Source organism: Tomitella gaofuii, from assembly GCF_014126825.1.
Taxonomy (GTDB): Bacteria; Actinomycetota; Actinomycetes; order Mycobacteriales; family Mycobacteriaceae; genus Tomitella; species Tomitella gaofuii.
In genome coordinates this window covers 1750270-1763911 of sequence record NZ_CP059900.1, presented here as the reverse complement: position 1 = coordinate 1763911, position 13642 = coordinate 1750270, and the positions used below count along the sequence as shown (strand labels likewise).

Here is a 13642-nt window from a genome sequence, read left to right as displayed (position 1 = left end):
GTACCGGGCGTGCCGAACACCCGGACCGACTGACCAGAGCGCAGGCACCCAGCACCACCTCGCCCCGTCACCCCCGCAGGTCCTCCTCCCAGAACTCGTCGACGCCCCGCTGCGGCGCGGCGCGCTCGGCCGCGCGCAGTTCGACGCGCCGGATCTTGCCCGAGATCGTCTTCGGCAGCTCCGCGAACTGGATGCGGCGGATCCACTTGTACGGCGACAGGTGCTCGCGGCAGTGCGCGAACAACGCCGCGGCGGTGTCCTCTCCCGGCGTCCACCCGCCGGTGAGCACCACGTACGCCTTCGGCACCGCGAGCCGCACCGGGTCGTCCGCCGGGATCACCGCGGCCTCCGCCACCGCCTCGTGCTCGATGAGCACGCTCTCCAGCTCGAACGGCGAGATCCGGTAGTCCGACGACTTGAACACGTCATCGGTGCGCCCCACGTAGGTGATGTAGCCGTTCTCGTCGCGGGAACCGACGTCGCCGGTGTGGTAGACGCCGCCCTCCATCGCCGCCGCGGTGCGCTCCCGGTCGCCGTAGTAGCCGGCCATGAGCCCCACCGGCCGTTCGGCGAGGTCGATGCAGATCTCCCCGTCGTCGCCGTGCGCGCCCGTCGCCGGGTCGACGAGCACGATCCGGAATCCGGGCGCCGGTTTGCCCATCGACCCGGCCTTGACGGGCTGGCCGGGCGTGTTCGCCACCTGCACCGTCGTCTCGGTCTGCCCGTACCCGTCGCGGATCTGCACGCCCCAGGCCTGCTGCACCCGCGCGATCACCTCGGGATTGAGCGGCTCGCCGGCACCGACGACGGTGCGCGGCGGCGTGCGCAGCTTGCCCAGGTCGGCCTGGATGAGCATCCGCCACACCGTCGGCGGTGCGCAGAAGCTCGTCACCCCGCACCGGTCCATCTCGCGCATGAGCCGCTCGGCGTCGAACCGTGCGTAGTTGAACAGGAACACGGTGGCCTCGGCGTTCCACGGGGCGAAGACGTTGCTCCAGGCGTGCTTGGCCCAGCCGGGCGAGGAGATGTTGAGGTGCACGTCCCCCGGCCGCATGCCGATCCAGTACATCGTCGACAGGTGGCCGACCGGGTAGGAGATGTGCGTGTGCTCGACCAGCTTGGGCCGCGAGGTGGTGCCGGAGGTGAAGTACAGCAGCAGCGTGTCGTCGGCGCGGGTGGGCCCGTCCGGCGCGAAGTCGTCCGGCGCCTCCTCCGAGTCGGCGTAGTCGACCCACCCGTCCGGTGCGGGCGTGGCCCCCACGGCGATGCGGGTGATCCCGGCGAGCGCGGCGAACTTGTCCGCGTCGCCCGCGCGGGCGACGGCGAACCCGGCGCCGCCCCGCTCGACGCGGTCACGCAGATCCGCCTCCACCAGCAGCGTGGTCGCGGGGATGATGACCGCGCCGAGTTTCATCGCGGCGAGCATCGTCTCCCACAGCTCCACCTGGTTCGCGAGCATCAGCAGGATCCGGTCGCCGCGGCGCACGCCCAGCCCGCGCAGCCAGACGGCCACTTGGTCGGAGCGCCGCTTCATCTCCGCGAACGACCACTTGCCCTCGCTGCCGTCCTCCTCGACGATCCACAGCGCCGGGCGCTCGTTGCCGTCGGCGATCCGGTCGAACCAGTCGAGGGCCCAGTTGAACTCGGCGGGCCGCGGCCACTCGAACCCTGCACAGGCCGCCGCGTAGTCGTCGCCGTGGTCCAGCAGGAAATCCCGTGCGGCGCGGAACCGCTCCGTCGACTGGGTTGGCATGGGCCCTCCTCGTGTGCCGCGGTATGGAACCGGCCGGCGCCGGATCGTCCACACGGCGCCGGCCGGGGTCACAGGGGCGATGCTCGCAGACTTGCTCGCCGTGCACCGATGATCGCGCGTCCCCGCGGCCGGCAGGTGTGCAGAATCTGGACACGCCCCGCTTGCATGCATGGATGCATGCAACGTTATCGTCGTGCGGGTGACTTCCCCTGAGCGCGCCCCGGCGCCCCCGTCTGTTCCGGTGCCCCCGTCCGCCGCCGACCGCGCCTACCAGCACACCAAGGACGCGATCATCCGCGGCGAACTGCCCGGCGGCACCGCCCTCAGCGAGGTCACGGTGTGCTCGGAGCTCGGCCTCAGCCGCACCCCGGTGCATGAGGCGTTCCTGCGCCTGGCCGCCGAGAACCTGCTCACCCTCGCCTCCCGCAAGGGCGCCCTGGTGCGTCCCATGGCACCGAGCGAGGCCGCGGACGTCCTCGAGATGCGCGAGGCCGTCGAGGCGTCCGCCGCCCGCCGCGCCATCGCCGACGGCCGGGCCGCCGAGGCGGCGCCCGCGCTCGACGAGGCGCTGCGGCGCCAGGAGCGGGCGCTCGCCGCCGGTCGGTCCGATCCGCCCGATGCCGCCGCGATCGAGGCGTTCGTCGCCGCCGACGACGCCTTCCACACCGCCGTCGTCGACGCGTCGCGCAACCCCATTGCGCTGCACTTCACCGGCCTGCTGCGCGACCGCCAGCAGCGGCTGCGCCACCAGCTCATGCGTGTGCACCCCGACCAGCTGCGGCCCGCGCTGGACCAGCACCGGCGCCTGGCCGCGGCCCTGGCCGCGGGCGACGCCGACGGATACGCCTCCGTCCTGTCCGAACACATCGCCATGCACCAAGGGATCCTGTGACCACCGCGCTCACCGACGACCGCACGCCGACCACCCCGCGTTCGCCCCGCCGCGCCGTCCCGCCCTGGCTGGCGGTCTGGGGCGTGGTGTTCGTCGCCTCGTGGGCCGGCAACCAGTTCAGCCCGCTGCTGGTGATGTACGAGGACCGGCAGGACTACTCGTCGTTTCTGGTGAACCTGCTGCTCGGCGTCTACGTCCTGGGCCTCGCGCCCGCCCTGCTGGTGGCCGGGCCGCTGTCGGACAGGTACGGCCGCAGGCCGCTCATGCTCGCCGGGGTGGGCACCGCCGTGCTCGGCAGCGCCCTGCTGGCGCTGGGGCACTATGGCCCCGGATTCATCGCCGCGGGAAGGCTGTTCTCCGGGTTCACCATCGGCATCGCGATGGCGGTGGGCAACAGCTGGGTCAAGGAGCTCTCGCAGGCCCCGCACGACCCGCGCGCGGGCCGCACCGCCGGCCCCCGCCGCGCCTCGCTGGCGTTCACCCTCGGCTCCGCGGGCGGCGCGCTGGTGGCGGGGCTGCTGGCCCAGTGGGGTCCGCTCCCCGACGTCCTGCCGTTCCTGGTGCACATCGTCGTCGCGGTCCCGTTCGCCGTCGTCGTGCTGCGCACCCCCGAAACGCACGCGCCCGACACCTCCTCGTCGCTGCTGCGACAGCTGCGCATCGACAGCGCACGGCATCCACGATTTCTGCGCGTGGTGCTGGTGGCGGCGCCCTGGATCTTCGGCTCCGCCGCCATCGCCTACGGGTACCTGCCGACGAAGCTACGCGACGCCACCGGCGAACAGGGCCTGGTGTTCGCCACCGCGGCCACCGTCATCGCCCTCGGGGTGTCCTCGGCGATCCAGCCCGTCGCCAAGCGCGTGCACTCGATGTCGTCGGCCCGCGGGCTGTCGGCCGCCCTGGTGATCATGGCCGCCGGCATCGGGCTGGTCTGGCTGGCGATCGATTTGCAGTCGGTGGCCATGGGCCTCGCCTCCAACGTGGTGGTCGGCGCGGGCATCGGCATCGGCCTGGTCTCCGGGCTCATCGAGGTGCAACGCATCGCGGGCGACAGAGACCTGGCGGGGCTCACCGGCGTGTTCTACGCCGCCGCCTACCTGGGCTTCCTCACCCCGACGCTGATCTCCGCGGTGGCAGGACCCGTCCCGCTGGGCGTGGTCTTCCTGGTGCTCACCGCCCTGGCCGCAGCGTGCTGGGCGGCGCTGGCGGTCTCGTCGCGCAAGCACATCCCGGAGGGGCGCACGCTCGTGGTGGACGGACAGGCGCCCGCGCAGCCGCGCCGCATGCGGGATCACGACGAGGAGCCGACCAGCCCCTCCGCGGACCCCAGATAGCCGCCGATGTTGTCGAGCGACCCGGCCGACCCGAGGCTTCCCGTCGCTCCCCAGGAGGCCGGCGGGATCGCGTCGATGCGCGTGATGACCACCTCGCGGCTCTGGCTGGGGATCACCAGGTAGGTGTCGTCGACGACGACCGGACCGGCCGGCACGAGGGCCCCGTCGAGACGGAGCCGGCCGGTGAGCTCCCCGGTGCCGGCGTCCATGGCGAGCACCTCGCCGGTGGTCGTGGTGAAGAAGACCGTGCCGCCGCTCGCCGCCGGCGCCGCCTTGACCGGCCCGGTGTACTTGTTCCACAGCCGCTGACCGGTGTGCAGGTCGTAGGCGTAGGAGGTGCCGGTGGTGGGGCTGCCGACGAACACCATGCCGTCGTGGATCATCGGCGCCCCGGAGCGGTTGTTCACCGGCGCCGGCCCCGCGCCGAGCCGGTCGCGCCACAGGACCTCGCCGGTGGCGGAGTCCATCGCGACGATGGTGTGCTCCTCCATCGGGGTGCCGACGATGTCCGGCGGCAGGGCGGTGTTGGCGGTGGTGACGACGACGCCCTCGGCGACGGCGGGCGGCACGTCGTCGAGTCCTCGGTTGAACTCGCCGAAGTCCCGCGTCCAGGCGAAATCGCCCGCCGCGGTGTCGTAGGCGAAGAACGTGTAGGGCTCCGGCGTCCCGCTGCCGAAGTAGAGGATCCCGGATTCCTCTGCGGGCGAGGACATGCTGACCACGTGCCCCAGCGGCACCTTCTTCAGTTCGGCGCCGGTGGCCGGGTCGAGCGTGTAGAGGTGTTTGTCCCCCGTCACCGCATACAGCGCGCCACCCACCAGCACCGGCGTGGGCATGACCTCGCCGGGGGTGTCGAAGCGCCACAGGGTCTCCCCCGTGTCCGCGTCCAGTGCCAGCACGCCGCTCGCGCCGGTGCCGCGGTTGCCGTCGTCGCCGGCGAACCGGTTGCCGAAGCCCACGAACACCGTTCCGCCGGAGTGGATCATCTCCGAGTGCACCCAGTTGGGTGCCTGCGCCTGCCAGCGCAGCGCACCGGTGGCCAGGTCGAACGCCTGCAGCTCGCCGGTGCCGTGACTGCCGACGAAGATCGTCCCGTCGGCCACGACCGGTGTCGCGCGCACCTCGTTCGCGGTGGGGATGGCCCCGGTGAACACCGCCTGCCCCGCATGCACGTTCGCATTCTTGGTGGGCGCATAGCGGTACTGGGTCCACTCGCCCTGCCCGGCTGCCGAGGCCGGAGCATTCGAGAGGGCCAAGGCGATGGCGGCTGCGGTCACGAGACTCGCCGCGGGGCGGATCAGGCGCATGGGACGCGAGCCTAGCGGATCGCGCTCCCCGGTCGGCCGCCGGAGAGCGCCGCCGGTCCATCACTGCGCCTGCAGGTCCCGCCGGCGCAGCCCCTCGACGCCGGCGGCCGCGAGTGCAGTGCCGACGGCGAGAGTGAGCAGCCACGCGCCCCACCCCATCGGCTCGGCGGGCGCCTGCGCCACCCACGAGAACGGCGACAGATCGACGGCCCAGCCCGGCAGGCCCAGCAGGTCGCCGAACCAGCCGGCGATGAACGCCCAGGCCACCACGGCCCACGTGGCGTACTGGGCCCGCGGCGCGAATCCCACGAGCGCGGCGGCGAGACCGATGACCACCGCGATGGAGGCGAGCGGCACGAGCATCGCGCCGAAGATCCGCGGCAGCTGCGCCGCGTCGCCGGTGGCCAGTGCGTCGGCGGACGCGGCGCCGACCGCGCCGCACGCCGTCAGCCCCACCGCGGCGACGGACGTCACCGCGAGCCAGCCGCCCATCCAACGCCGCCGCGACGCCCCCGCCACCAGCAGCGCCTCCGCCCGCCCGGACGTCTCCTCGCCGCGCAGGCGCAGTACCGTCGACGCCGCGAAGCCCGCCGCCAGCAGCCCCAGCAGCAGGGCCACCATGGCGAAGTACTGGTCGACGATCCCTTCCGCGCCGCCGAACACCTTCTCCATCTGCTCGTTGCCACGCACCATGTCCGCGACCTGGCTGCCCACCGACCCCAGTGCCGCGCCCGCCAGCACCATGCCAGCCGCCCAGCCTGCGATCGACGCCCGCTGCATCCGGAAGGCCCACGCCGGCACGCTCGCCAGGCCCCGCGGCGCGGACGCCGGTCCCAGGCGCGGGGCGACGAGGGATCCGCCGACGTCGCGGATGCCGTCCAGGCGCCAGGCCACGCCCGCCGCCGCCACCGCGAGCAGCAGCGGGAGGCCCAGGGGCCACCAGCGGTCGCCGCCGAACGGGTGGGCGGCTTGCGCCCACCCGATGGGCGAGATCCATGACAGCGTGCCGCCGCCGACGTCGCCGACCGCGCGCACGGCGAACGCCGCCCCCACGAGCCCCGCGCCCAGCCCCGCCGCGGCGCGGGCGTGTGCGAGTACTTGTGCGCACACCAGCGACAGCGCCGTGAACACCATGCCGGTGACGGCCACCTCTGCACCGAACAGCACTGAGCCGGCGGCCGAAAGCCCCAGCGCCAGGAACGCCACGGCCACACCGGCCCCCACCAGTATCGACGCCGCCGCCACCAGCAGGCCGGCCGCCGTCAGCGGCGCCCGCGGCCCCAGCACCCCGGCCAGCAGCAGTTCCGTGCGGCCCGTCTCCTCCTCGCCGCGCGTGTAGCGCACTGTGAGGAACACGGCCATGAGCGCGACGCCGACGAGCGCCACCGCGTTGGTCTCGAACACCGTGATGCCGCCCGTTGTCTCGAGCGCGACGGGCGGGCCGCTCATCGCGATCGTGGCGGGGCTGGAGTCCATGGTCGAGGCGTAGGCGGCGCGCTCGGCGGCGTCCCCGTAGACGCCCTGGACCGCGTTGGCCGACGCGCCGGTCACCGCGATGAGCCCGGCGATCCACACGCCCAGCCGGATGCGGTCGCGCCGCAGGTGCGGCCGGATCAGCGCGGCGACGCCGGCCGTGGCCGAGGCGATGGCTCCCCCGCCGGGGCGGGCGGCGCGCGTCCCTGCGGGCATCCGCGGCAGGCCGGCGGCGGGTGCGGCGCTCATGACCGCACCGCGCTGTCCGCCGGTGCCCGACCGGCTCCCGCCGACCGGCCGTCCGCCTGAATTTCGGGCTGATCGCCGGGCCGATCGTTGTAGTGGCGCAGGAACAGCTCCTCCAGCGTGGGCGGGTGGCTGACCAGCGAGCGGATGCCGCCCTCGGCGACGGTGCGCATCACCGCGTCGAGCCGGTCCGATTCCACCTCGAACGACGCGCGCGGCCCGTCCGTCTTGAAGCCCATCACCGCCGGATGCCCCGCCAGCGCGTCGAGCGGGCGCGCGGTCTCCACCGTCACCGTCGTGCGGGTCAGGTGCCGCAGGTCTGCGAGCGTGCCGCTCTCCACGGTGCGGCCGGCCCGGATGATGCTCACTGTGTCGCACAGCGACTCCACCTCGGCGAGGATGTGGCTGGACAACAGCACGGTGCGCCCGGCCGCACGGGCCTCGCGGATGCAGTCCTGGAACACCTCCTCCATCAGGGGGTCCAGGCCGGAGGTGGGCTCGTCGAGGACGAGCAGCTCCACGTCCGCGGCCAGCGCCGCCACCAGCGCCACCTTCTGCCGGTTTCCCTTGGAGTAGGTGCGGGCCTTCTTGCGCGGGTCCAGGTCGAACCGCTCCAGCAGCTCCGCGCGCCGGGCCGGGTCCACCCCGCCGCGCAGCCGCCCGAGCAGGTCGATGACCTCGCCGCCGCTGAGGTTGGGCCACAGGGCCACATCCCCCGGCACGTATGCGAGCCGCCGGTGCAGTGCGGTCGCGTCCGCCCACGGGTCGCCGCCCAGCAGGCGGACGGTGCCGCCGGGGTCCGCGCGCAACAGTCCCAGCAGAACCCGGATGGTGGTGGACTTCCCGGCGCCGTTGGGCCCGAGGAAACCGTGCACCTCCCCCCGCCGCACCCGTAGTTCCAGCCCGTCCAGGGCCCGGACCGCTCCGAACGTCTTGCGGAGCCCCCGGGCTTCGATCACCGCGTCCATGGCCCCAGCGTACATATCTTTCAGTATGTTGTGAACACTGAGAAAAAGGTGAAACACTGGGAGGGCGGTGATGTCGCCCGACCCGACCGCCGGGACGCCCCGCCCCTAGCCGCCCCTACGACCCGCTCCCGGAGGTGCCCATGCCGGATGGACGTGCCGCAGCGGAACCCGCGGCCCGCCTGGAGGACGCGGCGGCCGAGTTCGTCGAGCGCTTCGCCTCGTCGATGACCACCTCCGGGCTGCCGCGGATGGCGTCGCGGGTCTTCGCCACGCTGATGGCGGCACCGTCACGGGGCCTGACGGCGGCGCAACTCAAGGACGCGTTGGGCGTGAGCGCGGGCGCGGTCTCCGGCGCGGTCCGCTGGCTGGCGCAGGTCGGCTTCATCACCCGCGGCACCGTCAGCGGCACCCGGCAGGACCTCTACATCGCCGAGTCGGACTCGTTCGTCAACCTGATGCTCCAGGACATGCGCGCGCTGCGGGCGTGGCGGAACGACCTGCGCGACGGCGTCGCGGCGCTCGGCGCGGACTCGCCGGCCGGGCGGCGCATGGCGGAGGCCCTGGAGTTCTTCGAGTTCCTCGAGGGCGAGCTGCCCGGCATACTCGAACGGTGGCGGGCGCTGCGACGGCGCCGCGGGGGCGCGGGCCAGGACAGGTCAGGTCACGACGAGGCCGGCACCGGCGACGCGCTGAACGCGTAGTCCGCCAACGGAAACCTGCCCGCTTCCCACAGTGCGTTCGCCGTCGAGGTGGGCCGCAGGATCGCCGCCTCGCCATGCTGGTTGAAGTAGTAGCTGCGCGAGCCCTCGCAGGCGCCGCGGTAGAACACCGAATCGCCGAGCAGGTCGGTGACCCGGTCCAGGAACGCGGTGTTGGCGCTCTCGGTCACCTCGAAGGTGTCCGCCCCCGCCGCCCGCATGCCCTGGAACAGGCGGGTGAGGTGCTTCATCTGCGCCTCGATGGTGGTGAAGTACGACAGGCCGCTGTACGAGTACGGGCTGGAGAGCGTGAGGAAGTTGGGGAACCGCGGCACCGACACGCCCTCGTACGCCTGGAACCGGTTGTCCCGCCACCAGGCGCCCAGGTTCCTGCCGCCGCGTCCGATCACCTCGATGGCGGGGAAGTTCACGTCCCACAGGTTGAACCCGGTGGCCAGCACGAGGGTGTCGATATCGGTGCGGCGCCCGTCCGCGGTGACGATGCCGCCGGCGTCGATGCGCGCGATCGAGTCTGTCTCCAACTCCACGTTCGGGCGGGTGAACGCGCGGAAGTAGTGGTTGGAGAACGTCGGCCGCTTGCACCCGAAGTCGTAGGCGGGCGTGAGCTTGCGGCGCAGGTTCCTGTCACGCACCTGGCGGCGCAGGTGTCCCTTGGCCAGCAAGGCCGCCCCGGCGTTGAGGAAGCGGCTCTGCCGGTAGTGCAGCACCGCGCTGACCATCATCGCCTCGAGCACCGCGGTGTTGGCCAGCCGCGCAGCCTTCTGCGTCAGCGGCACACGCGCGAACAGGCGCTGTACTGGGCGCGGGATGGGGAAATCGACCTTGGGCACCACCCAGATGGGCGTGCGCTGGTAGACGGTGAGCGCGGATGCGGCTTCGGCGAGCTCGGGGATCAGCTGCACGGCGGTGGCGCCGGTCCCGATGATCCCGACGCGACGGCCGCGCATGTCCGCCTCGTCGTCCCACGCGGTGGTGTGCAGCACGGTGCCGGCGAACTCGTCGATGCCGTCGATGGCGGGCATCTGCGGCTGCGAGAGGAACCCGGTGGCGGTGAGCAGGTAGCGCGCGGTGACGGCGTGCCCACCGCGGATCGCCACCGACCAGAAGCGGCCGTCCTCGTTCCACCGTGCGCCTTCGACGACCTGGCCAAAACGCATCCGCCGGCGCAGGTCGTACTTGCCGGCCACGTGCTCGGCGTACTGCTTGAGCTCCGCGCCGGGCGCGAACAGGCGTGACCAGTACGGGTTGGGCTCGAACGAGAACGAGTAGGTGACCGAAGCGATGTCCACCGCCAGGCCCGGGTAGTGGTTGACGTGCCAGGTGCCGCCCAGGTCATCCTCGCGCTCGAGGATGAGCACGTCGTCGATGCCGAGACGCTGCAGCGCGATCGCCGCGCCCATGCCCCCGAAACCGGCGCCGACGATGACGGCCTCGTACTGCGGCCGGTCCGCCCCGCCCGGCGTGTCCACGTTTCCCATCCGGCCGCTCCCCTCGCCATCGCACCCGCACACCGCACCCTGTTTCGTGCCGGCGCCCGGCTCGCTGGTCGATTTAAATGTAACCATGCGTTCACCGTTAAGTGTGTCACAGAGCGCGGCGTGCGTCACCCTCCCTGCTTCCTCGCCTACTCCACCTGCGGGGAAAGCACCGGTGCACACCGTCACAATCCGACCACGGCGGCCCGCTCCGCGGATTGCGCACGGGGATCTCGTGTGACAATGCGTGTCGGCAGAGAAACCGCTGCGTACGTGAAAACGCTGCGTACGTGAAACCACGCCCACGAGGACCGAGGAGCAGACCCGTGCACCAGTGCCCGATCTACTTCCGCTTCGACGTCCCCGGCGCCCTCGCGATCATCGACAGGGCCCTCGGCGACTGGTTCGCGGAAGCCGGCTGGGAGGGCCGCGTCCCGGCACCCGGCGAACGCGTCACCCTCGACGCGGCCTCGCACGCGGCGCGCGCCGGCCGCGTCGACCGCGGCAGCGGCCGCCGTGCCGGGCGGATCACCCTCACGCGCGGCACCGAGGCCGGCGGGGCGCCGGAACGCAAGCCCGGGCCCGTCCCGGGCGGCGGTCCGCGCACCGACACACCCGCGGACGGACCGCGCACCACTTCGATCACCTACGAGGTCGACCGTTTCGGCCGGCACGGCTGGGTGCTGGTCCGCGAATGCTCGGAGGCGCCGCCCACCCGCGCGCCCCGCGTCGCCGCCGCGCTGGCCGCCGAGCTGGGCGCCCGTGACGGCGCGCACCCGCTGACGACGGGCGTCCCCATCGCGCAGCGGCCGGACGTCCCGGAGCTCCTCGACGCGTTGCGCGATCCCGGCCGCGCGCGGCCCGTCCTGGTCGTCGGCACCGACCACGGGTTCCCGGTGCGCAGGCTCGCCGACCTCGTCGCGTCCCTGACGGCCGACGCGGAAACGCTCCTCGTCGCGCGGGTCCTCGACGCGCCGGCCACCGCACAGTTCAACGAGGCGGTGCCGGCGGCGCTGCGGATCGGCCCGGGCACGGGAGCGGTCTTCCCGCCATCCACGCCCGCCGCGGCCGACGGCCCCGCCGTGCCGGAGGACGGCGCACCTGCTCCGGATCCGACGGAAGCCGGCTTCCCCGTGCACCACAGCGTCATCGGGGCGGACAGGCTCGTCTCCGACGAGTACGGCCTGCGCCGCGAGCTGTGGCACCTGGCGCTGCGTTATGCCCTCGCCGCCGCGCTGCCGCCGGCCGTCGAGGAGGCCGACGCACAGCTGAGCAGCCTCATAGATCGGTGCAGGGAGGCTCCGTCCGCCGCCGAGGCCCGGCCTGCCCCCGGGGAGTCCACTACCGCGTCGGATGACTCCGCGCCGACGCCGGATTCCGTGCCGCCGAAACCGGGCGCACACGTGGCGCCCGGCCACACGATCCCGCGCACCCGTTCCGGCGGGCTGCCCGGCGGGCCGCTCGGGTCACTGCTCGGCGACATCCTCGAGGACGTCCTCGGCGACCGCGCCATCGACACGGACTCGCTGGAGAGCCTGCGCATCGTCGCCCGGCGCGGCCTCCGCCGCACCCGCGAACACCGCCGCGACCGCGACGAGATCCGACGGCTGCGCCACGAGCTCGCCACCGCGCACCGCGCCCTCGACGCTGCGCAGCGCATCATCGACGATCTGCGCGGCACACCGGGGCCGGCGGCGCCGGGGCCGATGCCGGGTACGCAGGACTCCGCCGCGCCGGACACGTTCGCCGAACTCCTCGACCGCCTCGACGGGATTCCGCACGTGCGATTCACCGGCGACCCGCAGCCTGCGCTGCGCCTGGACCGGCAGTCGAACGCCCGTGGATACGTGCACAAGACGTGGAAGGCGCTGCTCGCGCTGTCCGACTACGCGGAATCGCGCACCACCGGCACCGGGCCGCCCGGCGTGCACAACTACCTCACGCAGACGCCGCCCGGCTGCCGCGGATTCTCCGTCCACGACCATGCCGCGGTGGAGAGCGACACGACCACGCGCGCGGCGGCATTCCGGGAACCGCGCGTGCTGCCGGTGCCGGAATCGGTGCACCCCGACGGCGCGATCTTCATGGGCGGACACTTCCGCGTGGGCGGCGGGAGCACCGTCAGCCCGCGCCTGCACTATTACGACGACACCGGATGCTCCGGCACCGTCTACGTCGGCTACATCGGCGCGCACCTACCCAACCAGTCCACCAACTGAGCCGGCGCCGCCGTGGCGGAAAGCCAGGGCGGCGCCGGATCAGGATAGCAGGTCAGAGCAGCAGGTCAGAGGCCCTCGAGCGCCTGCTCGACGTCGCCCAGCAGATCGCCGCCGTCCTCGATCCCCACGGACAGGCGCACCAGGTTCTCCGGCACCTCCAGCAGCGACCCGGCCGTCGAGGCGTGGGTCATCGCGCCCGGGTGCTCGATGAGCGATTCGACGCCGCCCAGCGACTCGGCCAACGTGAAGATCTCGGTACGCGAGCAGAAGTCGAGCGCCGCCTGCTTGCCGCCGGCGAGCTGCACCGACACCATGCCGCCGAAGCGCCGCATCTGCGTCGCCGCGACCTGGTGACCCGGGTGCTCGGCGAGCCCCGGGTAGAGAACCTTCTCGACTGCCGGGTGCCCGGTGAAGAACTGGACCAGCTTCTCCGCGTTGTCGCAGTGCCGCTCCATGCGCACCTCGAGCGTCTTGATGCCGCGCAGCGTGAGGAACGCGTCGAACGGGCCGGGCACCGCCCCCGCGCCGTTCTGCAGGAACGCGAACGCCGCGTCCAGCTCTTCGTCGTCGGTCACCAATGCGCCGCCGACCACGTCCGAGTGGCCACCGATGTACTTGGTGGTGGAATGCAGGACCACATCGGCACCCAGCGTCAGCGGGTTCTGCAGGTAGGGCGACGCGAAGGTGTTGTCCACCACCAGCTTCGCCCCGCCGTCGTGGGCCGCCTGCGCCAGCGCGGCGATGTCGCCCACGTTGAGCAGCGGGTTGGTGGGCGTCTCCAGCCACACCAGCTTGGTGTTGGGCCGCATGGCCGCACGGACGGCGTCGACGTCATTGACGGCCGCGGGCGTGTACTCGATGCCCCACTGCGTGAAGACCTTGTCGATGAGCCGGAACGTGCCGCCGTAGGCGTCGTTGGGGATGACGAGGTGATCGCCGGGGCGCAGCGCCGCGCGGATCATCGTGTCCGTCGCGGCCATGCCCGAGCCGAACGCCCGGCCGAAGGTGCCCGCCTCGATCGCCGCCAGGTTCGCCTCCAGCGGCCGGCGGGTGGGGTTGCCCGTGCGCGCATACTCGAAGCCGTCGCGCATGCCGCCGACGCCGTCCTGCGCGAAGGTGGACGAGGCGTAGATGGGGACGTTCACCGCGCCGGTCCGCGGATCCGGCTCATAGCCTGCGTGGATGGCGCGGGTGGAGAACCCCTGCCACGATGCGGAATCGGCCTGGCTGCGCTGCTCGCTCATGCGGCACACACT

Annotated in this window: 10 protein-coding genes; 4 read left to right on the top strand and 6 right to left on the bottom strand. The window is 72.8% G+C overall.

What is annotated here, in order from left to right; all coding sequences use genetic code 11:
- Positions 1-67 precede the first annotated feature (67 nt).
- Positions 68-1753 carry an AMP-binding protein gene (locus tag H4F70_RS08300; RefSeq protein ID WP_182359799.1) on the bottom strand — a complete coding sequence of 562 codons (1686 nt, stop codon included), beginning with the start codon at positions 1751-1753 and terminating at the stop codon, positions 68-70.
- Positions 1754-1952: 199 nt separating this feature from the next.
- Here H4F70_RS08300 and H4F70_RS08295 point away from each other — a divergent pair, with 199 nt between their 5' ends.
- Both H4F70_RS08295 and H4F70_RS08290 read left to right on the top strand, forming a co-directional pair.
- The gene (locus H4F70_RS08295; protein ID WP_235681415.1) at positions 1953-2645 is read left to right on the top strand and encodes a GntR family transcriptional regulator; all 693 of its coding nucleotides are present in this window, start codon (positions 1953-1955) and stop codon (positions 2643-2645) included.
- On the top strand, positions 2642-3979 hold the full coding sequence (locus tag H4F70_RS08290) for an MFS transporter (RefSeq protein WP_182359797.1): 1338 nt from the start codon (positions 2642-2644) through the stop codon (positions 3977-3979). The genes H4F70_RS08295 and H4F70_RS08290 overlap by 4 nt, the downstream gene beginning before the upstream one ends.
- On the opposite strand, the gene H4F70_RS08285 is transcribed toward H4F70_RS08290, so the two are convergent.
- From H4F70_RS08285 to H4F70_RS08275, 3 genes are read right to left on the bottom strand one after another with little or no spacing between them, the layout of a single operon-like run.
- Complete coding sequence (locus tag H4F70_RS08285) at positions 3937-5286, bottom strand: outer membrane protein assembly factor BamB family protein (protein ID WP_182359796.1); 1350 nt, start codon at positions 5284-5286, stop codon at positions 3937-3939. The two genes, H4F70_RS08290 and H4F70_RS08285, sit on opposite strands and share 43 nt — an antisense overlap.
- Before the next feature lie 60 nt (positions 5287-5346).
- Positions 5347-7008 carry an ABC transporter permease gene (locus tag H4F70_RS08280; RefSeq protein WP_182359795.1) on the bottom strand — a complete coding sequence of 554 codons (1662 nt, stop codon included), beginning with the start codon at positions 7006-7008 and terminating at the stop codon, positions 5347-5349.
- On the bottom strand, positions 7005-7973 hold the full coding sequence (locus tag H4F70_RS08275; protein ID WP_182359794.1) for an ABC transporter ATP-binding protein: 969 nt from the start codon (positions 7971-7973) through the stop codon (positions 7005-7007). Before H4F70_RS08275 ends, H4F70_RS08280 begins: the two co-directional genes overlap by 4 nt.
- Positions 7974-8113: 140 nt before the next feature.
- Here H4F70_RS08275 and H4F70_RS08270 point away from each other — a divergent pair, with 140 nt between their 5' ends.
- Entirely contained in the window at positions 8114-8674 is a 561-nt protein-coding gene (locus H4F70_RS08270) for a GbsR/MarR family transcriptional regulator (protein ID WP_182359793.1), read from the top strand.
- On the opposite strand, the gene H4F70_RS08265 is transcribed toward H4F70_RS08270, so the two are convergent.
- Positions 8635-10170 (bottom strand): flavin-containing monooxygenase, encoded by a 1536-nt coding sequence (locus H4F70_RS08265; protein WP_182359792.1) that lies wholly within the window; start codon positions 10168-10170, stop codon positions 8635-8637. The genes H4F70_RS08270 and H4F70_RS08265 overlap by 40 nt on opposite strands.
- 323 nt (positions 10171-10493) lie before the next feature.
- Here H4F70_RS08265 and H4F70_RS08260 point away from each other — a divergent pair, with 323 nt between their 5' ends.
- Complete coding sequence (locus tag H4F70_RS08260) at positions 10494-12386, top strand: hypothetical protein (protein WP_182359791.1); 1893 nt, start codon at positions 10494-10496, stop codon at positions 12384-12386.
- 65 nt (positions 12387-12451) lie between these two features.
- On the opposite strand, the gene H4F70_RS08255 is transcribed toward H4F70_RS08260, so the two are convergent.
- Positions 12452-13630, bottom strand: coding sequence for a cystathionine gamma-synthase (locus H4F70_RS08255; RefSeq protein WP_182359790.1), 1179 nt, complete (start codon positions 13628-13630; stop codon positions 12452-12454).
- Positions 13631-13642: the final 12 nt, after the last annotated feature.